20 protein-coding genes are annotated in these 19,168 nt (G+C 75.0%); 8 read left to right on the forward strand and 12 right to left on the reverse strand.

Annotation, left to right across the window (positions count from 1 at the left end; all coding sequences use genetic code 11):
- Positions 1-56 precede the first annotated feature (56 nt).
- Positions 57-872 carry an ABC transporter permease gene (locus tag Q1A09_RS07045; protein ID WP_299952928.1) on the reverse strand — a complete coding sequence of 272 codons (816 nt, stop codon included), beginning with the start codon at positions 870-872 and terminating at the stop codon, positions 57-59.
- 45 nt (positions 873-917) lie between these two features.
- On the reverse strand, positions 918-1,859 hold the full coding sequence (locus Q1A09_RS07050; RefSeq protein ID WP_299952930.1) for an ABC transporter ATP-binding protein: 942 nt from the start codon (positions 1,857-1,859) through the stop codon (positions 918-920).
- 176 nt (positions 1,860-2,035) lie between these two features.
- Between Q1A09_RS07050 and Q1A09_RS07055 the strand changes: the two genes are divergently transcribed.
- Both Q1A09_RS07055 and Q1A09_RS07060 read left to right on the forward strand, forming a co-directional pair.
- Entirely contained in the window at positions 2,036-2,956 is a 921-nt protein-coding gene (locus tag Q1A09_RS07055; protein WP_299952932.1) for a 3-methyladenine DNA glycosylase, read from the forward strand.
- A 17-nt stretch (positions 2,957-2,973) separates the two neighbouring features.
- Positions 2,974-3,813 carry a tyrosine-protein phosphatase gene (locus Q1A09_RS07060; RefSeq protein WP_299952935.1) on the forward strand — a complete coding sequence of 280 codons (840 nt, stop codon included), beginning with the start codon at positions 2,974-2,976 and terminating at the stop codon, positions 3,811-3,813.
- Between the two features lie 221 nt (positions 3,814-4,034).
- Here the strand turns inward: Q1A09_RS07060 and Q1A09_RS07065 are convergent, their stop codons facing one another.
- Both Q1A09_RS07065 and Q1A09_RS07070 read right to left on the reverse strand, forming a co-directional pair.
- Entirely contained in the window at positions 4,035-4,190 is a 156-nt protein-coding gene (locus Q1A09_RS07065) for a hypothetical protein (RefSeq protein ID WP_222194547.1), read from the reverse strand.
- Positions 4,191-4,495: 305 nt separating this feature from the next.
- Entirely contained in the window at positions 4,496-6,214 is a 1,719-nt protein-coding gene (locus tag Q1A09_RS07070; RefSeq protein WP_299952939.1) for a phosphoenolpyruvate--protein phosphotransferase, read from the reverse strand.
- A 226-nt stretch (positions 6,215-6,440) separates the two neighbouring features.
- Here Q1A09_RS07070 and Q1A09_RS07075 point away from each other — a divergent pair, with 226 nt between their 5' ends.
- The 4 genes from Q1A09_RS07075 to Q1A09_RS07090 are packed head-to-tail and all read left to right on the forward strand — an operon-like array spanning position 6,441 to position 10,699.
- Entirely contained in the window at positions 6,441-7,214 is a 774-nt protein-coding gene (locus tag Q1A09_RS07075) for a DeoR/GlpR family DNA-binding transcription regulator (RefSeq protein WP_299952941.1), read from the forward strand.
- Positions 7,211-8,239, forward strand: coding sequence for a 1-phosphofructokinase family hexose kinase (locus Q1A09_RS07080; protein WP_299952943.1), 1,029 nt, complete (start codon positions 7,211-7,213; stop codon positions 8,237-8,239). The genes Q1A09_RS07075 and Q1A09_RS07080 overlap by 4 nt, the downstream gene beginning before the upstream one ends.
- Positions 8,240-8,256: 17 nt before the next feature.
- The gene (locus Q1A09_RS07085; RefSeq protein WP_299952945.1) at positions 8,257-10,407 is read left to right on the forward strand and encodes a fructose-specific PTS transporter subunit EIIC; all 2,151 of its coding nucleotides are present in this window, start codon (positions 8,257-8,259) and stop codon (positions 10,405-10,407) included.
- Positions 10,408-10,438: 31 nt separating this feature from the next.
- A complete protein-coding gene (locus Q1A09_RS07090; RefSeq protein WP_299952946.1) occupies positions 10,439-10,699 on the forward strand; it encodes an HPr family phosphocarrier protein in 261 nt (86 codons plus the stop codon).
- Positions 10,700-10,770: 71 nt separating this feature from the next.
- Here Q1A09_RS07090 and Q1A09_RS07095 read toward each other — a convergent pair whose 3' ends face one another.
- The 7 genes from Q1A09_RS07095 to pdhA all read right to left on the reverse strand — a co-directional run bounded on the left by Q1A09_RS07095 (position 10,771) and on the right by pdhA (position 17,446).
- Positions 10,771-11,391 (reverse strand): flavodoxin family protein, encoded by a 621-nt coding sequence (locus tag Q1A09_RS07095; RefSeq protein ID WP_299952948.1) that lies wholly within the window; start codon positions 11,389-11,391, stop codon positions 10,771-10,773.
- Positions 11,392-11,508: 117 nt separating this feature from the next.
- A complete protein-coding gene (locus Q1A09_RS07100) occupies positions 11,509-11,967 on the reverse strand; it encodes an SRPBCC family protein (protein WP_299952950.1) in 459 nt (152 codons plus the stop codon).
- A 159-nt stretch (positions 11,968-12,126) separates the two neighbouring features.
- On the reverse strand, positions 12,127-12,591 hold the full coding sequence (locus Q1A09_RS07105; RefSeq protein ID WP_299952952.1) for a hypothetical protein: 465 nt from the start codon (positions 12,589-12,591) through the stop codon (positions 12,127-12,129).
- 99 nt (positions 12,592-12,690) lie between these two features.
- Complete coding sequence (locus Q1A09_RS07110; protein ID WP_299952954.1) at positions 12,691-13,875, reverse strand: AGE family epimerase/isomerase; 1,185 nt, start codon at positions 13,873-13,875, stop codon at positions 12,691-12,693.
- Positions 13,876-13,877: 2 nt separating this feature from the next.
- Positions 13,878-15,329, reverse strand: a complete 1,452-nt coding sequence (locus Q1A09_RS07115; protein ID WP_299952956.1) for a dihydrolipoamide acetyltransferase family protein — start codon at positions 15,327-15,329, stop codon at positions 13,878-13,880.
- A gap of 3 nt (positions 15,330-15,332) precedes the next feature.
- Positions 15,333-16,310 (reverse strand): alpha-ketoacid dehydrogenase subunit beta, encoded by a 978-nt coding sequence (locus Q1A09_RS07120; protein WP_299952958.1) that lies wholly within the window; start codon positions 16,308-16,310, stop codon positions 15,333-15,335.
- Entirely contained in the window at positions 16,307-17,446 is a 1,140-nt protein-coding gene (pdhA, locus tag Q1A09_RS07125) for a pyruvate dehydrogenase (acetyl-transferring) E1 component subunit alpha (protein ID WP_299952960.1), read from the reverse strand. Before pdhA ends, Q1A09_RS07120 begins: the two co-directional genes overlap by 4 nt.
- A 223-nt stretch (positions 17,447-17,669) precedes the next feature.
- On the opposite strand from pdhA, the gene Q1A09_RS07130 reads away from it, so the two are divergent.
- Positions 17,670-18,161 (forward strand): Lrp/AsnC family transcriptional regulator, encoded by a 492-nt coding sequence (locus tag Q1A09_RS07130; protein ID WP_299952962.1) that lies wholly within the window; start codon positions 17,670-17,672, stop codon positions 18,159-18,161.
- A gap of 18 nt (positions 18,162-18,179) precedes the next feature.
- Here the strand turns inward: Q1A09_RS07130 and Q1A09_RS07135 are convergent, their stop codons facing one another.
- Positions 18,180-18,431, reverse strand: coding sequence for a DUF3253 domain-containing protein (locus tag Q1A09_RS07135; RefSeq protein ID WP_299952964.1), 252 nt, complete (start codon positions 18,429-18,431; stop codon positions 18,180-18,182).
- Between the two features lie 79 nt (positions 18,432-18,510).
- Here Q1A09_RS07135 and Q1A09_RS07140 point away from each other — a divergent pair, with 79 nt between their 5' ends.
- Positions 18,511-19,143, forward strand: a complete 633-nt coding sequence (locus Q1A09_RS07140; protein ID WP_299952965.1) for a hypothetical protein — start codon at positions 18,511-18,513, stop codon at positions 19,141-19,143.
- The last annotated feature ends 25 nt before the right edge of the window (positions 19,144-19,168 follow it).

The following is a 19,168-nucleotide window of genomic DNA, read 5'->3' on the forward strand; positions in this document are numbered from 1 at the left end:
CATGCTGCCGTACCGCGCGGGCCGGCCCCGGCGCCCCGGCGCCAGGGCCGGCCGGCTCAGCGGCGGGGTGCCCACCGGAACCACCGGATCGCGGCGAGCGTGCCGAGCGTCAGCCACCCGGCCAGCACCGCGAGCGGGAGGAGCGCGGCGGTCCACGCCGCACCGCCGTCGACCAGCCGCCCGTCCCAGGTCACCCCGCCCAGGCCCAGCTGCAACAGCTCCACGACCGGGGTCACCGGCAGGAACCGGGCGACCGTCGCCAGTGCGTCGGGGAACGAGCTGAGCGGGGTGATCAGGCCGGACAGCGCCGTGGTGGGCAGCACCAACGGAAGAGTGGTGATCTGCGCGCTCTCCGCCGTCCGGGTGAAGACCGTGCTCACGGCGGCCAGCACCGTCATGAGCGCAGCCCCGCCGAGCACCGCGATCAGCGGCAGCACGGGGTCCACTGGCGCGCTCCACTCCCCGATGGCCACCACCCCGACCGCGACGAGGGCGATCTGGCCGAGGGTGACGAGCAGGGTCGGGGCCGCCGTGCCGAGCAGCACCTCGGGCCCGGTCAGCTCACCGGTGCGCATTCGCTGCAGCACCAGTTCCTCGCGGCGGGCCACGTAGGTGGTGACCAGGTTGTAGTAGGTCAGGAAGACGAGCGTGACGCCGACGCCGGTGAGGATGAGCTGCGGCCCCAGCGGAACGTCGCTGGACAGCCCCAGCGCCGGGACGGCGGCCACCAGCAGCAGCGGCACGACGACGGAGTTCACCAGGGCGGTGCGGTTGCGCAGGAACAGCCGGTTCTCCCCGGCGGCCAGGGCGGCGACGCGGCGCACCCGGCTCGGTGGGGCGACGGGGCGGACGGGGGCGGTCGAGGCGGTCATCGCGGGGTCCTCTCGGAGCGGGTCGTGGGCTTCGGGCTGGTCGGCTCAGGGAGTCTCGGCGCCGGCGGCGACGGCGAGGAAGGCCTGCTCGAGCGAGGCGGCCCGGGCGTCGAGTGCCCGCAGCACGACCCGGTGCTCGGCGGCCCAGGCCAGCAGCTCGGCCAGCACGGGCTGCAGTGCGCGGGTGTGCCACTCCATCCGCGGCCGCTCGGCGACCACCTGGACACCGGCCGGCCGCGGCGGCTCGGGGGCGTCCTGGTCGAGGGTGAACCGGATGGTGGCCGGCTGGGTCTCGGCGATCTCCTCCTGCGTCCCGGCGAGCACGATCTGCCCGGCGCGCAGCACCGCGACCCGGTCGGCCAGCTCCTCGGCCTCCTCCAGGTGGTGGGTGGTGAGCACCACGGCCGCGCCGCCGGCGACCAGGTCGTGCACCAGCCGCCAGACCTGCCGCCGGCTCTCCGGGTCCAGGCCGGTGGTCGGCTCGTCCAGCACGACCACGTCCGGGCGGCCGAGGAGGGCCAGGGCCAGGTCGAGCCGGCGCCGCTCCCCGCCGGACAGGCTGCGCACCCGGACATCGGCGCGGCCGGTCAGCTGCACCTGCGCCAGGGCCTCGTCGACCGGGCGGGGGTCGGTGAGGGTGCCGGCCCAGGTGCGGACGGTCTCGGCCACGGTCAGGTCACCGGGCAGGCCGCTGAACTGCAGCAGCACGCCCAGCCGCGGCCGCACCCGGGCCCGGTCACGCACCGGGTCGGCGCCCAGGACGCGGACCGAGCCCCCGCAGGCCGGGGCGAGCCCCTCCAGCACCTCCAGGGCCGAGGTCTTGCCCGCCCCGTTGACCCCGAGCAGGGCGAAGACCTCGCCGGGGTGGACCTCGAACGAGATGCCGCGGACCGCCTCGAAGTCGCCGTAGCTGCGTCGCAGGTGGCGCACCTCGATGGCAGGGGCGACCACGGCGGGGGTGGGCGCGGGCGGGGCAGTGGGCTGCACGGGGACCTCCTCGGTGCGCCGCCGGCCACCGTCGGGCCGGTCCGTCGGACGCACCCCTGACGGTGCCGCCGCCCACCGGCCGGCACAGGTGCCTGCCGTCACCTCTTCGCGGCGCCGCTGCACGGCCACCCCATGACACGTGTCATGGCCCGCGGGTGCGCACCTACCCTGGGCCGGTGCTCCCGCTCGTCCAGACCGCGCCGACAGCCTTGCCCGAGGCGGAGTGGACGGCGCTGGCGGCGGCGCACGAGCAGCGGATGGACCGCTGGCTGCTCCCGCACCGGGAGCGCCGCCGGGCCGGGGTCGCCCACCCGGTGCAGGACTTCCTGTTCACCTACTACTCCGAGACCCCGGGCCGGCTGCGGCGCTGGCACCCCGGGGTGGGCACCGCACTGACCGGCGATGCGGCCGCCGAGCGGCTGGCCTGGCCGTTCCACGCGGAGGTCGACGCCCGCACCGCCGATGGCCGGACCGTGCGCGCGGTGGGCCTGGACCTGCCCGCCTTCCTGGCGAAGCGGCGGGCCTCGGTCGGCTGGATCGAGGGCCTGCTGCGCGGCACTGCGGCCCGCCCTGGACAGTTCGGCTGCTTCGGTATGCACGAGTGGGCGATGCTCTACCGCCCCGGCGACGGCGAGGTGCGGCACGAGCAGCTGCCGCTGCGGCTGGGGCAGGCCGGCACCGACGCCGTCGTCGAGTCGCACAAGGTGCAGTGCAGCCACATCGACGCGTTCCGCTTCTTCACCCGGGCCGCCGAGCCGCGCAACGCGCTCCGCCCGACCCGGGAGACCCAGCAGCAGCTGGAGCAGCCGGGCTGCCTGCACGCGACGATGGACCTGTTCAAGTGGGCCTACAAGCTCGGCCCCGCCGTCCCCGGCACGCTGCTGGCCGACTGCTTCGCCCTCGCCGCCGACGTCCGGGAGCTGGACATGCGTGCCTCCCCCTACGACCTGCGGGAGCACGGGTACCCGCCGGTCGCGGTGGAGACGGCCGACGGCAAGGCCGAGTACGTCGCTGCCCAGCGCGGTTTCGCCGCCCGCGGCGCCGTGCTGCGGGAGCGGCTGCTCGGCGTGTGCGAGGAGCTGCTCCACGCCGCCTGACGTCGTACGGTCGGGGCGTGACGTCGACCCGCACCGACCGCTGGCTGCACCTGGACGGGACCACCAACACCCGCGACCTGGGCGGCCTGCCGACCACCGACGGCGGGACGACGCAGTTCGGGCGGGTGCTGCGCAGCGACAACCTGCAGACGCTCAGCGAGGCCGACGTCGCGGCGCTGGTCGAGGAGGTCGGCCTCACCGAGGTGGTCGACCTGCGGACGACCGCGGAGATCCTGCTGGAGGGCCGCAGCCCGCTGCGTGATGTGGACACGGTCGTCCACCGGCACTTCACCCTGCTGCCCGAGCGGGGCCGGCGCACCGACGTCTTCGCCGCCGAGGAGAGCGACGAGGAGGTCCGCGCGCAGCTGCCGGCCGACTGGGCCGAGTCCCTGCTCCCCCGCCAGGTCGCGCCGGGGGACGAGGGGGAGCCGCCCGCCGTCCGCTCCTACCTCGGGTACCTCACCGACGGCACGGAGAACGTGCTGGCCGCGCTACGGTCCCTGGCCGCGGGCGGGCCGGGCGCCGCGGTGGTGCACTGCGCCGCCGGCAAGGACCGCACCGGCGTGGTGTGCGCGCTGGCCCTCGCGGTGGCCGGGGTGACGCCGGAGGCGATCATCGCCGACTACGCGCAGACCGCCGAGGTCATCGACGCCCTCGTCGCGAAGCTCGCCAGCAGCTCCACCTACGCCGAGGACATGACCCGGCGGGACGTCGCCAGCCACACCCCGCGGGCCGAGTCGATGCGCCGGGTGCTGGAGCTGCTCGACGAGCGGTGGGGTGGCCCGGTCGGCTGGCTGGAGCAGCACGGCTTCGGCGCCGAGGAGCAGGCCGCCCTCCGCGCCCGCCTCCGCGACTAGCCCCTCCCCTCCGGGACGGGACGCCCGGCCCCCTCGCAGGGTCCCGCCACGAGCTTGCTCGTGGTGGGGGGCGAGGGGGTCCTTCACGCAGAGGACCCCGGCTCCCTGTGGGAGTCCGGGGTCGCGGTGCGTGCCTGTGCTCGCCCTCGTCGTCGAGGGGTCAGGCCCCCTCCAGAGGCTCGTCCCGAGCTTGCGAGGGATGAGGAGGAGGGGGTCCTTCGTCAGCGCAGGACGTTGGTGAACTGGCTGCTGTTGGCCAGGGTCAGCAGCTCGTCCCGCATGGCGGGGCTGCTGGTGCGGGCGACGGCGGCGCTGAGGGCCCGCCGCGTACGCGACGCCTGCCGACGCTGACGCCAGCTGGAGGTCACGCTGCTCATGTCACTGCCTTCTTCCGGTGGTCCCGAGTGGGTGTTACACCTGCATTAAACCAGGCGCAACGGCTTCTATTCCAACGGATCCAAGGTCGTGTCGCTGAAGGTTCCGACGGATTCTTCACCCGAAGGGGGTATCGGCCATCGATCCGTCACCTCGGGGTCACTTGTCCAGCACCTACGCAGTGCAGTCGGTCACCTCGGCTGGGTGAACGAACCTCCCCCGCACACGACGACGCCCCGCCGGTCCATCGACCGGCGGGGCGTCGTCCTTGAGCAGTCGTGCGGGCCCGGGTGCACCGGGCGGGACGTCAGGAGGCGGCGGCGAGCACCTCGCGCACGGCCGCCCGGGCAGACGCGGGATCCGCGGCGGCCAGCGCCACCTCCGCCGCCCGCTGGCAGGTGGCCAGGTCGACCGTCGCCAGCCGGGCGCCGACGCCGGCCACCGAGCTGGCCGCACACGACAGCGAGGTGATCCCCATGCCGACCAGGACGCAGGCCAGCACCGGGTCCGCGGCCGCCTCGCCGCAGACGCCCACGGGCTTGCCTGCCCGCTGCCCCGCCGCGGCGGTGGCCTGCACCAGCGCCAGCAGCGCCGGCTGCCACGGGTCGGTCAGGTCGGCCAGGTCGGCCGACAGCCGGTCGGCGGCCAGCGTGTACTGCGAGAGGTCGTTCGTCCCGATGGAAAGGAAGTCCAGGTGCTCGAGGAACCGGTCGGCCAGGACGGCGACCGAGGGCACCTCGACCATGACGCCGGGCACCATGCCGCGCTCGCGCACCTGCGCGGCGAAGTCGGCGGCCTCGGCGACGGTGGCGACCATCGGCGCCATCACCCACGGCTGGGCGCCGGTCTCCTGGGCGGCCTGGGCCACCGCGTCCAGCTGCCGGGTGAGCAGGCCCGGATCGCGCCGGGCGGTGCGCAGCCCGCGGACGCCGAGGGCAGGGTTCGCCTCGTCCGGCGGGGTGGCGAAGGGCAGCGGCTTGTCCGAACCGGCGTCCAGGGTGCGCAGCACGACCTTGCCGCCGGGGAAGGCGGCGAAGACGCCGGCGTAGATGCCGGCCTGCTCCTGCACCGAGGGCTCCTCGGCGCGGCCGAAGAAGGCCAGCTCGGTGCGCAGCAGGCCGACGCCCTCGGCGCGGGCGGCCGCGGCGGCCCGCGCACCGGCGCCGTCCTGCACGTTGGCCAGCACGGCGACGGCGTGGCCGTCCCGGGTCGCGCCGGGGCCGCGGTAGCCGGCCAGGGCGGCAGCGGCCTCCCGCGACGCGGCGACCCGCGCGGTGGCCTCCTCGGGGTCGGGGTCCACGGTCACCGTGCCGTGCTCGCCGTCCACCAGGACGACCGCGCCCTCGGGGACGTCGCCCAGCCCGCCGACGCCGACCACACAGGGCAGGCCGAGCTGCCGGGCGATGATCGCGGTGTGGCTGGTCGCCCCGCCCAGCCGGGTGGCCAGCGCGACGATCTTGGTCGGGTCCAGGCCCGCGGTGTCGGCCGGGGCGAGGTCGTCGGCGAGCAGCACCGACGGGGTGTCCGGCGCCGGCACGCCGGGCTCGCCCTGGCCGGTCAGCTCCGCGACGATCCGGTTGCGCACGTCGCGGACGTCGGTGGCCCGCTCGGCCATCACCCCGCCCAGGCTGCTGAACAGCTCGACGAACTGCTCCGCCGCCCCGACCGTGGCGGCCTCGGCGGAGGCGCCGTCGCCGATCCGCTGCTCGACGGTGGACAGCAGGCCGCGGTCCCGGGCCAGCTGCGCGGTGGTGTTCAGCACCTCGGCGCTCACCCCGGTGGCCGCGGCCGCCCGCCCCGCGAGCCGCTCGGCGACCGCGTCGGCGGCCGCAGCGAACCGGTCCTTCTCAGCCGCGCGCTGGTCCTCCGGGACGACCGCTCCCTCGGCCGCGGGCAGCTCGACCTCCCCGACCGGGCGGACGACGGGCCCGACGGCGACCCCGGGCACCACCGGCGTGCCGGTCAGCACGCTCTCCTGGCTGAGGGCGGCCGGGGAGATCCGGGTGCCGGTCGGGGTGCTGGACATGGAGGCCTCACTGTCTGCTCGGACCCGCGGGCTCGGCGGGGACCGGGCTCGTCGTGGGGGGTGGCGGTGGGAAGACTGTCGCAGCGACGATGATGCGGTCGGTGACCAGGGTCACCAGCGGGGCTTGACTTGTCAACTGATCCCACGTAGAACAACAAGAACACAGCCCAGATGCCACACAGTCGGGCAATAGAGCACGAACCCGCACTGCGACGCTGGTCAGGGGGTGACCGTGTACGCCGAGGAACGACAGCAGGCCATCGCCGGCCTGGTCACCCAGCGCGGGCGGGTCGCGGTCACCGCGGTCGCCGAGCACTTCGGCGTCACCACCGAGACGGTGCGCCGCGACCTCGCCGTCCTGGAGCGCGCCGGGATGCTCCGGCGGGTGCACGGCGGCGCCGTCCCGGTCGGCACGCTGACGGTGGTCGAGCCCGGGCTCGGCGAGCGGCGCACCACCCGGATCGAGGCCAAGCGCCGCATCGCCGCCGCGGCCCTCACGCTGGTCCCGCCCGCTCACGGCAGCCTGATCCTGGACGGCGGCAGCTCCACCGCCGCGCTGGCCGAGGTGCTGCCCGGCGACCGGTCCCTGCTCGCGGCCACCAACTCCGTCCCGATCGCCGCCCGGCTCTCCAGCGCCCCCGGCGTGACGCTGCACGTGCTGGGTGGCCGGGTGCGCGGCATCACCCAGTCCGCGGTGGGCGAGTCGACCGTGGCCGCCCTCGCCGAGCTCCGCGCCGACGTGGTCTTCCTGGGCACCAACGGGATCAGCCTGGCGCACGGCTTCTCCACCCCCGACGAGGCCGAGGCCGCGGTCAAGCGCGCCATGACCCGGGCCGGGCAGCGGGTCGTGGTGCTGGCCGACAGCAGCAAGCTCGGCCGCGAGCACCTGGTGCGCTTCGCGGCCCTCACGGACGTCGACGTCCTGATCACCGACGACGAGGCCGACCCGGCCGTCGTCGCCGAGCTCGAGCAACAGGGGATCGAGGTGCTCGTCGCATGAGGACGGACTCCGCACCGGGCGGACGGCGGGTGGTCACGCTGACCGCCAACCCCAGCCTGGACCGGACGCTGGGGCTCCCCGGCCCGCTCGAGCGGGGCGCCGTGGCCCGGCTCGGCGCCCGCAGCTCCGTCGAGCCCGGCGGCAAGGGCGTGAACGTCTCCCGCGCCCTCGCCGCCTCCGGGGCCGACGTGGTCTCCGTGCTGCCGGCGGCCGACGGCGACCCGATCGTCGTCGCGCTGCAGGCGCTCGGCCTGCCCCTGTCGACCGTGCCGGTCAACTCCCCGGTGCGCACCAACTACACGCTCACCGAGCCAGATGGCACCACCACGAAGCTCAACGAGCCCGGCGCCCGGCTGCACGAGCAGACCCTGGCCGCACTGCAGGCCGCCGTCTGGGAGCACGCCGCCGACGCCCGCTGGGTCGTGCTGTCGGGCTCGCTGCCGCCCGGCACGCCGCTCGACTGGTACGCCACCCTGGTGCGCACCCTGCGCGGCACCAGCGCCCGGATCGCGGTGGACACCTCCGAGGCCCCGCTGGTGGCGCTGCTGTCCGCCGGCCCGGACGCCGCCCCCGACCTGCTCAAGCCCAACACCGAGGAGCTCGCCCAGCTCGCCGGCGTCACCGAGGAGACCCTGCTCGCCGACCCGACGGCGATGCTCGCCGCGGTCGACTCGCTGCACGCCCGCGGGGTCGCCGAGGTGCTGCTCACCCTGGGCGGCGACGGGGCGCTGCTCTCCACCGCCGACGGCGGGCGCTGGTCCGCCCGCCCACCGCGGATCACCGTCCGCAGCACCGTCGGCGCCGGCGACTGCAGCCTGGCCGGCTACGTGCTGGCCGACCTGGCCGGCGCCGCCCCGGCCGAGCGGCTGCGCTCCGCGGTCGCCTACGGGTCGGCCAGCGCCGCCCTGCCGGGTTCCGCCGTCCCGACCGCGGGGCAGGTCGACCTGGCCGCGGTCGAGGTCACCCCGGGCGTGCCCGCCTCCACAGCTCCCGCCGAGGCCGCCCCGGTCGCCGGCTCCCGCTGAACGACCCAGGGGGAACCATGTCCGCTCTCATCACCACCGAGCTGGTGGCGCTCGACGCCGACCTCGGTGCCGACAAGGACGCCGTCGTCCGCCGGCTGGCCGGCCTGGTCGCCGGTGCCGGCCGCGCGACCGGCGCCGAGTCGCTGCACGCCGACGCCATGGCCCGGGAGGCGAAGGCGGCGACCGGGCTCCCCGGCGGGATCGCCATCCCGCACTGCCGGTCCGCCGCCGTGACCCAGGCGTCGCTGGCCTTCGCCCGGCTGCGGCCGGCGGTGGACTTCGGGGCACCCGACGGCCCGGCCGACCTGGCCTTCCTGATCGCCGCGCCCGAGCACGGCGACGCCGACCACCTGACCCTGCTCACCGCGCTGGCCCGCGCCCTGGTGCGACCGGAGTTCGTCGCCTCGCTGCGGGCCGCCGGGTCGGCCGAGGAGGTCGTCGCCCTGGTCCAGGACGTCGTCTCGCCACCGGAGACCCCCGCCCCCCAGTCGACCGGCGGCGCCACCGCGGCCACCGCGCCGGCGCCCGCCCCCGCCGCGACGGCCCCGGCGGGCCGCAGCATCGTGGCGGTCAGCGCCTGCCCCACCGGCATCGCACACACCTACATGGCCGCCGACAAGCTCACCGCCGCGGCTGAGGAGATGGGCGTCGAGCTGCACGTGGAGACCCAGGGTTCCTCCGGCTCCACCCCGCTGGACCCCGCGGTGATCGACCGGGCCGCCGCCGTCATCTTCGCCGTCGACGTGGGCGTCAAGGACCGGGACCGCTTCGCCGGCAAGCCGCTGGTGCAGTCGGGCACCAAGCGGGCGATGAACGAGCCCGCGGCGATGATCCGCGAGGCGCTCGCCGCCGCCGACGACCCGAACGGCCGCCGGGTGCCCGGCACCGCCTCGGCCGGCGCGGCGGCCCCGGCCGGCGGTGACCGACCCAGCACCGGGTCGGAGATCCGCCGCTGGCTGCTCACCGGCGTGAGCTACATGATCCCGTTCGTCGCCGCGGGCGGCCTGCTCATCGCGCTGGGCTTCCTCTTCGGCGGCTACCAGATCGTCAATGCCGACCCGGCCACCGACGGCGCGCAGAGCTACGCGCTGAACTGGGCGCTGAACTACAACGTGACGAACCTGCCCTCCGCTGAACCGCTCGAGGGCCTCAACGACGGCTTGTGGGGATACCTCGGCGCGCTGTGCACCGTGCTGGGGCAGGCCGCCTTCGGGTTCCTCGTCCCGGCCCTGGCCGGGTACATCGCCTACGCGATCGCCGACCGGCCCGGCATCGTGCCCGGCTTCGTCGTGGGTGCGGTCTCGATCACCGTCGGCGCCGGCTTCCTCGGCGGTCTGGTGGGCGGCATCATCGCCGGGTTCGCGGCGCTGTGGATCAGCCGCTGGAAGCTGCCGGCCTTCGCCCGCGGCCTGCAGCCAGTCGTGATCATCCCGCTGCTGGCCACGCTGATCTCCAGCGGTCTCATGGTGGTCGTGCTGGGGCAGCCGCTGGCCTGGGCCCTGGAGTCGCTCGGCGACTTCCTCAACGGGCTGACCGGTGCCGCCGCCATCCTGCTCGGGATCATCCTCGGTCTGATGATGTGCTTCGACCTGGGCGGCCCGGTGAACAAGGCTGCCTACGTCTTCGCGACCACTGGCCTGACCGCCGCGATCGCCGGCGACGGCGGCCAGCAGCAGCTGGTCATCATGGCCACCGTCATGGCGGCCGGCATGGTGCCGCCGCTGGCGATGGCGCTGTCGTCCACCATCCTCCGGCCGGGGCTGTACACCCCGGCCGAACGGGACAACGGCAAGGCTGCGTGGCTGCTCGGCGCCTCGTTCATCTCCGAGGGCGCCATCCCGTTCGCCGCGGTCGACCCGCTGCGGGTCATCCCCTCGATGATGCTCGGCGGGGCGACCACCGGTGCGATCGTCGCCGGCCTCGGCCTGGAGTTGCAGGCCCCGCACGGCGGGTTCTTCGTCTGGTTCGCGATGAGCAACTTCTGGCTGTTCCTGCTCGCCGTTGTCGCCGGTGCAGTGGTCGGCGGCGTCGCGGTGACCCTGGCCAAGGGCATCGGCCGGCCGAAGGAAGGCGCACCGCTGGCCAGCGATCTCACCGCCGACCTGGACGGGGACTCCGGTACCGGCGCCGCCCCGGCACACCCCGCCGCTGCCCGCCCGGCACACTGACCCCAGCACGCCGACCAGAAAGCAGGCACCGATGCCCTCCAAGACCGTGACCGTCGGCTCCGCCGTCGGCCTGCACGCCCGTCCCGCCGCGCTCATCGCCGAGGCCGTGAGCAAGTCCGGGGTGCCGGTCACCCTGGCCACCCCCGGCGGCAACCCGATCGACGCCGGCTCGCCGCTGATGATCATGACCCTGGGTGCCAAGCAGGGCACCGAGGTCGTCGTCAGCAGCGACGACGAGGCGGTGCTGGGCCAGATCGCCGACATGGTCGCCAGCGACCTCGACGCCGAGTAGGCACACCCGGCCCCGCGAGGGGTCGACACGACAGCGCCCGTCCCCTCCCGGGGACGGGCGCTGTCGTCGGTTCAGGAGGCCGGCGGGAAGGGCGAGGCCTTGAGCAGCCCGGCCAGGTGGGCGGCGTTGCGGGCCACCGTCGCCGTCGTGGTGGCCGTCGCCTCCGGGGTCTCGTCCAGGTCCTGGTAGTCGGTGCCGTGCATCGCCTCGCCGTTCCAGTACGTGGCGCCCTGGGCGGGGACGGTGAACCCGACGTCGTCCAGGGCCTGGAACAGGTCGGCACTGATCTTGTGCGCGCCGTCCTCGTTGCCGACGACGGCGACGATGCCGACCTTGCCGAACACCAGCGGGCGACCCTGGTCGTCGGTCTCGGAGATCTCGGCGTCCAGCCGCTCCACCACCCGCTGGGCGACGCTGCTCATGTGCCCGACCCACGTCGGAGTGGCCAGCAGCAGGACGTCGGCGGCCAGCACCTTCTCCCGGATCGCGGGCCAGGCGTCACCCTCGTCCATGTCGACCTCCACACCGGGCTTCACGTCGTGGTCGACGACCCGGATCAGTTCACCCTCCACGCCGTGCTCGGCCAGGGCGTCGAGCACCTGGCGGGCCAGGAGGTCGGTGCTGGAGGGGGCGGGGGACGGCTTGAGGCTGCAGGTCAGCGCGAGGGCGCGCAGCGGGGTCGAGGTCGTCATGATCTTCCCTTGCCCCATCCGGTCGTGCACTGCACATCGGATCCTGCGACGCCGGACACGACGGCGCCCGCCCCCTCGAGCGAGGGAGCGGGCGCCGTCGTCAGGCTGCGGGGACCGTCACCCCTCGCGCGGGACGTCCCCACGCCAGGCGCCGGTCTCGGTGCCGCGGCTCTCGATGAACTCCTTGAACTTCTTCACGTCGGCGCTGATCTGCCGGTCGTCGACGCCGACCGCCGCCCCGACCTTCTCCACGACGCCCTCGGGCTCCCAGTCGATCTGGACCATCACCCGGGTCGTGGTGTCACTGATCTTGTGGAAGGTGACCACCCCGGCGTGCGACTTGCCGTCGGTGCTCTTCCAGGCCACCCGCTCGTCCGGGTGCTGCTCGGTGATCTCGGCGTCGAACTCGCGCTCGACCCCGCCGATCTTGGTGACCCAGTGGGTGTGCCGGTCGTCGAGCTGGGTGATCCGCTCGACGCCGTTCATGAACTGGGGGAACGACTCGAACTGGGTCCACTGGTCGTAGGCCTGCCGGATCGGCACGTCCACGTCGATCGACTTCTCCACGTTCGCCACGGGAGCCTCCTCTGCTCGGGGTGTCGTACGTCCGGTGGCTCCTTACCCGGTCGTGCCCACCGGACACCCGCAGTCACCGATGAGGATGATCACCCGACCTGGGCACGGTCCCGGTGACTGCGACACGACGCCCGGGCCCGTCGTCGCCCTGAAGGGAGCTCAGTGCGCGGGCCGCCAGCGGACGGCGAGCACGAGCATCCCGAGGTACGCGACCAGCGCAACGCCGTAGAGGCCGACGGCCACCCAACGCAGCCCGCCGAGTGCGTCGGGCCACACGCGAGCGGGGATGCTGACGATGACGCCGAGGACCCACGCCCCCCAGGCCCAGCCCGCCCAGGTCCGGAGCCGCACGGCCTGCGGCTCCCCGGCCAGCTCGGGCTCGATCCAGATCCGACGAAGGAAGCCGAGCCCGACGAAGAAGCCGACGACCGCGACCAGCGCCGCCACGGCGACGACCTCCACCGGTCCGCCGGGGAGCCGGACCAGGACGGCGGTGACGACAGCGGCCACCGCGGCCCCGCTCGCCACCAGCCCGGTGCGTCGCCAGGCGAGCAGGGTCGGCAGCCCCACCGGCTCACGTGTCTCGTCGTCCCGGCTGTGCTGGGTCCCGCCGGCCACGCTCATCGTCCGGTTCCTCTCACCGTGGCCGCCGCCCGACCACGGCCGCGCACAGCCAACCAGAGTCACGACCCGACTCGGGCCACCGGCGGGGCGTCGACCCCGTCAGCGCGTGGCGAGGACGGCGCCCGCCACGCTGCCGCGGACCGGGCGGCCGGGCAGCAGGAGCATCTGCACCAGGTGGTAGGCGTCCGGCTTGCCCGCCCAGGTGCCGGTGCCCACCGCGCCTTCGGGGGTCAGCTCGTGGTGCCAGCTGCCCACCGCCGGGTCGAGGAAGATCCGGTCGCCCAGCTCGGCCCAGCGCTGCTGCAGGGTCGCCGTCCGGGGGTCGCCGGTGAGGGTCGACCGGACGGCGGCGGCGGCCACCGCCTCGCAGAGCACCCAGTGCATCCGGGCGGCGACCACCGGCTGGTCGGACCAGTCGAGGGTGTAGGGGAAGCCCTCGTGCCCGTCGGCGGCCCAGCCACGCTCCACCGCGGCGGTGAACAGCGCGTCGGCGTCGGTGTGCAGCCAGCCGGGGGCGTGCTCACCGAGGGCGGCGGCCAGGTGCCAGCACAGCCGGGCCCACTCGAACTGGTGCCCGACGGTCACCCCGTAGGGCCGGAACGGGTCGGCCGGGCGGTCGCGGTTCAGCTCCGGCAGCGGCTCCCAGGCGGTGGTGAAGTGCTCGGGCAGCCGCCAGTCCCGCTCCCGGGTCCAGCCGTGCACGATCCGCTCGGTCGCCCGCAGCGCGCGGGTGCGCAGCCGGGCAGCGGTGCCGGGGTCGGACGGCGCCAGGGCGTCGGCGGCCGCCAGCGTGGACTCCACCCCGTGCATGTTGGCGTTCGCGCCCCGGTAGTCCTCGGGCGTGGTCCAGCTCCGGTCGAAGGACTCCCGGGCCAGGCCCTCCTCGTCGTCCCAGAACCGCTGCTCCCACACGCCCAGCGCCTCGTCCAGCAGCTCGCGCCCGCCGGGCACCCCGGCGGCGGTGGCGGTGGCGCCGGCCAGCACCACGAAGGCGTGCACGTAGGCGGCCTTCGTGTCGTCGTCCGTGGCCGCCCGCCAGCCGCCGTGCTCGGCGTCGTGCAGCGGGCCGGTGCGCAGCGCGGTGACGCCGTGCTCGGCCAGCTCGGCGGCGCCGGGATGGTCCAGCAGCGTGGCCAGGCCGAAGACGTGCGTCATCCGGGCGCTGATCCAGGTCTCCACCGGGCGGTCGGGCAGCACGGTGCCGTCGTCCCCGGCGTAGCCGAACCCGCCGGGGACCCGGGAGCGGGCGGCGAAGGACAGCAGGGGTCCGAGTTCGGTGCCCACCGTCAGAACGCCAGCGCCGTGCCGGGGTCGTGCAGCAGCGCCCCGACGTCGGCCAGGAACCGGGAGCCGAGCTCGCCGTCGATGACCCGGTGGTCGAAGGACAGCGCCAGCTGGGTCACCTTGCGCGGCACGACCTTGCCCTTGTGCACCCACGGCATGTCGCGGACGGCGCCGAAGGCCAGGATCGCCGACTCGCCGGGGTTGAGGATCGGCGTCCCGGTGTCGACGCCGAAGACGCCCACGTTGGTGATCGTGATCGTGCCGCCGGTCATGTCCGCCGGCGGGGTCTTCCCGGACCGCGCGGTGGCGGTCAGCTCGGTGAGGGCCGTGGCCAGCTCGGCGAGGGACAGCCGGCCGGCGTCCTTGACGTTCGGGACGATGAGGCCGCGCGGGGTGGCCGCGGCGATGCCCAGGTTCACCGACCCGTGGACGACGATCTCCTGCGCCGCCTCGTCCCAGGAGCTGTTCACCATCGGGTACCGCTGGGCGGCGAGGAGCAGCGCCTTGGCCACGAACAGCAGCGGGCTGACCTTGACCCCGGCGAGCTCGGGCCGGGTGGCGAGCCGCTCCCGCAGCTTCATCGTCCGGGTGACGTCGACGGTGATGAACTCGGTGACGTGCGGAGCGGTGAACGCACTGGCCACCATCGCCGCCGCGGTGTGCTTGCGCACGCCCTTGATCGGGATGCGGGTCTCCCCGGCCGTGGCCGCCGGCGCGGCGGCGGGCGCCGCGGGGGCGGCCAGGACGGCGTCCACGTCGGCGCGGGTGATCACCCCGCCGGCGCCGGTGCCGGTGACCGTGGTCAGGTCGACGCCGAGGTCCTTGGCGTACTTGCGCACCGGCGGCTTGGCCAGCGGCCGCAGCGCGCCCTGCCCGGGCGCCGCCGAGGTCGCCGGTGCCGGGGCGGACGCGGCGGCGGCCACGTGGGCCTCCGCGGCGCGACCGGCCTCCAGGCCGCCGTGCCGCATCGGCTTGACCGTCGCGTCGGGCGCGGTGGCCAGCAACGGCGGGCGCTCGCTCCCGGAGCCGTAGTCGGCCTCCGGCTGGACCTGCGGCGCGGTCGCCCGGGCCGCGGCGGTCTCCGCCGGCTGACCCCGCCGGGGACGGCGCTTGGCCTCGGTGCTGCGCGGGCCGTAGCCGACGAGCACGGCGGTGCGGCCGTTGGCGTTGGTCTCGCCGATCAGCCCGGTGCCGGCCGGCTCGGCGGCGCCGCCGACGTCGATGGTGATGATCGGGGCGCCGACGTCGACGGTGGTGCCCGGCTCGAAGAGCAGCTCGGTGACCGTGCCGGCGAACGGGCTGGGCAGCTCGACGGCGGCCTTGGCCGTCTCCACCTCGCACAGCGGCTGGTTCACCGTGACCGTGTCGCCCACGGCGACCAGCCACGACAGGATCTCGCCCTCGGTGAGCCCCTCACCGACGTCGGGCAGCTTGAACTGGCGCAGGTCGGCCATCGGTCAGAACCCCAGCGATCGGTCGACGGCGTCGAGCACGCGGTCGAGGTCGGGGAGGTACTCCTCCTCCAGCTTCGACGGCGGGTACGGGGTGTCGTACCCGCCCACCCGCAGCACCGGCGCCTCCAGCGAGTGGAAGCAGGTCTCGGTCACCCGGGCGGCGATCTCCGCGCCCAGGCCCAGGGTCACCGGCGCCTCGTGGACGACGACGCAGCGGCCGGTACGGCGCACCGAGTCGAACACCGGGTCGAGGTCGAGCGGGGAGATGGTGCGCAGGTCGATCACCTCGAGCGAACGCCCCTCCTCGGCGGCGGCCTCGGCGGCCTGCAGCGCCGTCTTCACCATCGGGCCGTAGGCGAGCACGGTGACGTCGTCGCCGCCACGCACCACCCGGGAGCCGAACAGCGGGTCGGGGGTCGCGGCGCTGTCGACGGCGCCCTTCTCCCAGTACCGGCGCTTGGGCTCGAGGAAGACGACCGGGTCGGGGGCGGCGATCGCCTGCTGGATGCCCCAGTAGGCGTCGGCGGGCGTGCTCACCGCCACGACCTTGAGGCCGGCGGTGTGCGCGAAGTACGCCTCGGGGCTCTCGCTGTGGTGCTCGACCGCGCCGATGCCGCCACCGAAGGGGATCCGGATGACGATCGGCATCGGCAGCTTGCCGCGGGAGCGGGCGTGGATCTTGGCGACCTGGGTGACGATCTGGTTGTAGGCGGGGAAGACGAACCCGTCGAACTGGATCTCGCAGACCGGCCGGTAGCCGCGCATCGCCAGCCCGACGGCGGTGCCGAGGATGCCGGCCTCGGCCAGCGGGGTGTCGACCACCCGGGCCTCGCCGAAGTCCTTCTGCAGGCCGTCGGTGATCCGGAAGACCCCGCCGAGCTTGCCGATGTCCTCGCCCATGAGCACGACCTTGGCGTCGTCCTCCATGGCCTTGCGCAGGCCCAGGTTGAGCGCCTTGCCGATCGTCAGCGTCTCGGTCACTGCTGGTCCCCCTCGAACGAGGCGTGGTAGGCCACGAACTCCTCGCGCTGGCGGGCCAGCTCGGGGGTCTGCTCGGCGTAGACGTGGTCGAAGATCTCGGTGCCGGCCGGGTCGGGCATCTCCAGCGTGCCCTGCCGGATGCGGGCGGCGAGCTCGTCGCCCTCGGCGTCGACCGAGGCGAAGAAGTCGGCGTCGGCGATGCCGGTGCGGGACAGGTGCGCCTTGAGCCGGGCGATCGGGTCGCGCAGCTTCCACTCCTCCAGCTCGCTGGCCAGCCGGTAGCGGGTCGGGTCGTCGGAGGTGGTGTGCGCGCCCATCCGGTAGGTGAACGCCTCGATGAAGGTCGGTCCGGAGCCCTCCCGGGCGGCGGCCAGCGCCGCCCGGGTGACGGCCAGGACGGCGAGGACGTCGTTGCCGTCGACCCGCACCCCCGGGAAGCCGAACCCGGCGGCGCGCTGGAACAGCGGCACCCGGGACTGGCGCTCGATCGGCACGCTGATCGCGTACTGGTTGTTCTGGCAGAAGAAGACGACCGGCGCGGCGAAGGTGGCCGCCCAGATCATCGCCTCGTTGACCTCGCCCTGGCTGGTCGCGCCGTCACCGAGGAAGGCCAGCGCGGCGCTCTCCGCGCCGTCGCGCTGCAGGCCCATCGCGTAGCCGGTGGCGTGCAGGGTCTGCGCGCCGATGACGACGGTGTACAGGTTGAAGGCCCGGGCCACCGGGTCCCAGCCGCCCTGGTCGACGCCGCGGAACAGGCTGATCACGTGCAGCGGGTCGACGCCGCGGGTCCAGGCGACGCCGTGCTCGCGGTAGGTCGGGAAGGCCATGTCGTCGGGGGCGAGCGCCCGGCCGGCGCCCACCTGGGCGGCCTCCTGGCCGAGCAGCGAGGCCCAGATGCCCAGCTCGCCCTGCCGCTGCAGCGCTGTGGCCTCGACGTCCCAGCGGCGGACCAGGGCCAGGTCGCGGTAGAGCCCGCGGAGCTCCTCGTCGGAGACGTCCAGCGGGTAGTCGGGGTGCTCCACCCGCTCACCCTCGGGGGTCAGCAGCTGCACCAGGTCGGGCTGGCCGGGCAGGTGGGGGGCGTCCGCCCCCGGTACCGGGTCGACCACCTCGGTGGTCTGCTGCAACGCCGTCACGCCACTCTCCTCGCCGTCTCGCCTCGACCGGGCCCGGGGTCACCGGAGCGCCCGCCGTTGGACGTCCACTGCGGCACCGGGGTGTGGCGCCACTCACACATGGTGGCACGCCGGTGCGCTGGTGTGGAGCAGATCACCGCGTGGCCGATCTGCGCAACACCCTGCCCACGTGGTGAGCACCATGACCAGTAGTAGGACGTCCTCGCATGTCAGACTGAGCAGCGTGCCCGCCCTGGACGCCACCGACGCCCGGCTGCTGCTCGCCCTGTCGGAGGACCCGCGGGCCACCGTGCTGGCGCTCTCCCAGCAACTGGGGCTGGCCCGCAACACGGTCCAGTCCCGGCTGGCCCGGCTCGAGTCCGGCGGGGTGCTCGACCCGTTCGAGCGACGGGTCCGCCCCGAGGCGCTGGGCTACCGGCTGGGCGCCTACGTGACCGTGCAGGTGGTGCAGCGCAGCCTGGCCGACGTCGGCGATGCGCTGGCCGCGATCCCCGAGGTGCTGGAGGTCATCGGCCTGTCCGGCGTCGCCGACCTGCTGGTCCAGGTGGTCGCCCGGGACGCCGACGACCTGTGGCGGATCACCGAGCAGGTGCTGGCCATCCCGGGAGTGCAGCGCACCGACACGAACCTGGCCCTGCGCCGCTTCGTCGACCACCGGATGACCCCGCTGCTCGAGCGGGCCGCCGGCGCCGCAGCACGGGCGGCCGAGGACTGACCGACCGCCCCGCTGGGCTCAGTGCGGACGCCGCACCCGCACCGGCCCCCGCGCCGTCATCACGTCGACGACCTGGCCGCGCTGGGTGACCTCCACCTCGCCGGCGGCGGCCAGCCGGCCGGCGGCGGCGCGCGCGGCGGGCATCAGCTCCCGCCAGCCCTCGGGGTCGACGGCGCGGGCGGCCTCCGACGGGCAGATCGAGGTGCCCGGGCGCCGCTGGTCCAGCAGCGACCCGATGGTCCGCTCCAGCACCCCGTCGACGTCGGCCACCACCTCAGCCTCCTCCTGCGGACGACGTCGTGCCGGGACCCCTGGCGCGAGCCGCCCCTCCCCGAGGATGCTGCACGCCGTGCGCCGCGCGCTGAGCACCCTGCTGCTGGGCTGCGCCGTGCTGCTCGCCGGCTGGGTCGCCGCGCCCCCCGCCGCGGCCTGCAGCTGCGCGGCCGCCACGACGCTCGAGCAGTTCGAGGCGGCCGACGTGGTCTTCACCGGCACCCTGCTGTCCCGGGAGGTGCTGCACCCGCCGGGCGGGGTGCGCAGCAGCGGCGACCCGGCCCTGCACGTCTTCACCGTCGACTCCCTGCACAAGGGCGCCGCGTCCGCCGAGCAGCCGGTCGTCTCTGCCGACTCCGGTGCCAGCTGCGGTCTCGAGCTGCGCGGTGACGGACCGTTCCTGGTCTTCGCCACCGACCCCGCGGACGCGCCGGAGGGGCAGCTGGCCGCTGGTCTCTGCGGCGGCACCACGCCGCTGACGCCGGAGCTGGCCGCCGAGGTGGAAAGCGCGGGCGAGGCGGTCACCGGGCTGCCGTCGCAGGGCACGGGGGACGCACCGGCAGGGGTCTCCGACGGGGCGCCGGCATGGACCGGGCCGGCCCTGCAGGGCGGCACCGCGCTACTGGCCCTGCTCGCCGGGGTGCTCGCCGTCCGCCGGCGCCGCCGGCTCGAGCGCCGCGCCACCGTGGTGGTGCTGACCCGGGACTGAGGTCCGTTTGCCCGCCCGCCGGGCC

Source organism: uncultured Modestobacter sp. (genome assembly GCF_947486615.1).
Classification (GTDB): Bacteria; Actinomycetota; Actinomycetes; order Mycobacteriales; family Geodermatophilaceae; genus Modestobacter.

Coding starts and splice junctions, on each gene's coding strand:
- Q1A09_RS07045 (WP_299952928.1), bottom strand. CDS start 872: ATGACCGCCTCGACCGCCCCCGTCCGCCCCGTCGCCCCACCGAGCCGG.
- Q1A09_RS07065 (WP_222194547.1), bottom strand. CDS start 4,190: ATGAGCAGCGTGACCTCCAGCTGGCGTCAGCGTCGGCAGGCGTCGCGT.
- Q1A09_RS07070 (WP_299952939.1), bottom strand. CDS start 6,214: ATGTCCAGCACCCCGACCGGCACCCGGATCTCCCCGGCCGCCCTCAGC.
- Q1A09_RS07080 (WP_299952943.1), top strand. CDS start 7,211: ATGAGGACGGACTCCGCACCGGGCGGACGGCGGGTGGTCACGCTGACC.
- Q1A09_RS07085 (WP_299952945.1), top strand. CDS start 8,257: ATGTCCGCTCTCATCACCACCGAGCTGGTGGCGCTCGACGCCGACCTC.
- Q1A09_RS07090 (WP_299952946.1), top strand. CDS start 10,439: ATGCCCTCCAAGACCGTGACCGTCGGCTCCGCCGTCGGCCTGCACGCC.
- Q1A09_RS07095 (WP_299952948.1), bottom strand. CDS start 11,391: ATGACGACCTCGACCCCGCTGCGCGCCCTCGCGCTGACCTGCAGCCTC.
- Q1A09_RS07105 (WP_299952952.1), bottom strand. CDS start 12,591: ATGAGCGTGGCCGGCGGGACCCAGCACAGCCGGGACGACGAGACACGT.
- Q1A09_RS07115 (WP_299952956.1), bottom strand. CDS start 15,329: ATGGCCGACCTGCGCCAGTTCAAGCTGCCCGACGTCGGTGAGGGGCTC.